Consider the following 1,808-nt stretch of genomic DNA (forward strand, 5'->3'; position numbering starts at 1 on the left):
GGCCGGCTTCTTGGAGCCCGCCCGCGCGCAGAAGACGCCGATCGCGGTGAAGGCGACGAGCTGGAGGATGCATTCCCAGAGGGAAATGCCGCCCGTCTCCCATGCGCCGAGCGAACCGAGGACCAAAAACGCCGAAACCACCGTAAGCAGTTGGAACAGATAGCGGATATGATAGAACAGTTTCATCCGGATGCCTTCCTTCCTCCGCGCCGACCGTTTCCCGGCGGACGGCCTCCCGCGCGGAAAAGGAGGCGTCCGGACTGCCGAAAAACAACGATTGTTTGTATTTTCAATATACAACAACTATTGGTTGTTGTCAAGTTGTTTTACAACTTTTTTGATTATTTGGATTGACAGATACAACCTATTGATGTAAAATATAACTGTCAGTATAAATGGCTGCGGGGACGGCGGCGCGGGCCGGACAGCGGGTTCCTCCCGCGCGCCGGGAAAGGGAGAAGATCGATGTTTTCCGAACGGTTGAGGGCGCTTCGCAAGGAGCGCAAAATTTCGCAGGGCGCGCTGGCCGCGCAGCTCGGCATCAGCCAGCAGGCGGTCGGCAAGTGGGAGACGGGGCGTTCCACCCCCGACCCCGGCACGCTCCGCAAAATCGCCGACCTCTTCGGCGTATCGGCCGACGGCCTGCTCGGGCGGGACGACGCGCATTCCGCGCCGGTGTGGCCGGGGGCGGAGGTGCTCGTGCCGGTGCTCGGCACCGTCAAGGCGGGTTACGACGCCTACGCCTTCGAGGAGGATTACGGCAGCGAGCCCGCGAACGTCAAAAACCCGCGCGACTATTTCTACCTGATCGTGCGCGGGGACAGCATGGAGCCGCGCATCAGCAGCGGCGACCTCGCGCTCGTCCACAGCCAGCCCGACGTCGAAAGCGGGGATCTGGCCGTCGTGCTTGTCGACGGGGAGGAGGGCACCCTCAAAAAGGTGCTCAAAAAGGAGGGCGCGGTGATCTTGCAGCCCTTCAATCCCGCCTACCAGACGCAGGTCTTCATCGGCGGGGAGATCGACCGGCTCACCATCGTGGGCAAGGTCGTGGAGACAAAAACCAAGTGGTAGGTTGCTTATTGGGCCGCGGTGTGCTAAAATCATCCTGACAGGACGCTACAGGGCTAGAGAAGTTTTGAAAAGGGGTTATCGGATTGAATATTTGGCATGACATGTCGCCCAAGCGCATTACCAAAAACGACTTTATCGCTGTGATCGAAATCCAGAAGGGCGGGAAGAACAAGTACGAGCTGGATAAGGAGACGGGGCTGATCATCCTCGACCGGATCCTTTACACCTCCACCCACTATCCCGCCAACTACGGCTTCATCCCGCGCACCTACGGCGACGACAACGACCCGCTCGACGTGCTGGTGCTCTGCTCCGAGGCGCTCATCCCGCTGAGCCTCGTGCGCTGCTATCCGATCGGCGTCATTTCGATGATCGACAACGGCAAAAACGACGAGAAGATCATCGCGATCCCCTTTGAGGACCCGATGTACAACCACTACCGGGATATCAGCGAGCTGCCTGAGCATGTCTTTGCCGAGATGCGCCACTTCTTCAGCGTCTACAAATCCCTCGAGGGCAAACAGACCGCCGTCAACGAGGTGGCCGGCCCCGAAACCGCGATCGAGATCGTCCAGAACGCGATCGACCACTACGTCGAGAAATTCTGTCGCGGATAGATCCCGCGAAGCTCCGGGAATACGGAAAACCCCCGCCGCTGTGATACAGCGGCGGGGGTTTTTGCGCGGCGGCGGGATCGCCCGCGCGAAGCGCGGGGCGCCGCGGGGCCGCCCGCTGGC

General features: G+C 60.5%; 3 protein-coding genes. 2 read left to right on the forward strand and 1 reads right to left on the reverse strand.

All coding sequences use genetic code 11. From position 1 onward, the window contains the following. A partial coding sequence (locus tag ACZO3G_RS14660; RefSeq protein WP_486847376.1) for a hypothetical protein occupies window positions 1-186 on the reverse strand: 186 nt, incomplete at its 3' end. Between the two features lie 279 nt (window positions 187-465). On the opposite strand from ACZO3G_RS14660, the gene ACZO3G_RS14665 reads away from it, so the two are divergent. Both ACZO3G_RS14665 and ACZO3G_RS14670 read left to right on the forward strand, forming a co-directional pair. After that, window positions 466-1,071, forward strand: coding sequence for a LexA family protein (locus ACZO3G_RS14665; protein WP_101549679.1), 606 nt, complete (start codon window positions 466-468; stop codon window positions 1,069-1,071). A gap of 83 nt (window positions 1,072-1,154) precedes the next feature. Continuing rightward, window positions 1,155-1,688 (forward strand): inorganic diphosphatase, encoded by a 534-nt coding sequence (locus ACZO3G_RS14670; RefSeq protein WP_101549682.1) that lies wholly within the window; start codon window positions 1,155-1,157, stop codon window positions 1,686-1,688. Window positions 1,689-1,808 lie beyond the last annotated feature (120 nt).

It is taken from the genome of Anaerotruncus sp. (genome assembly GCF_057433415.1).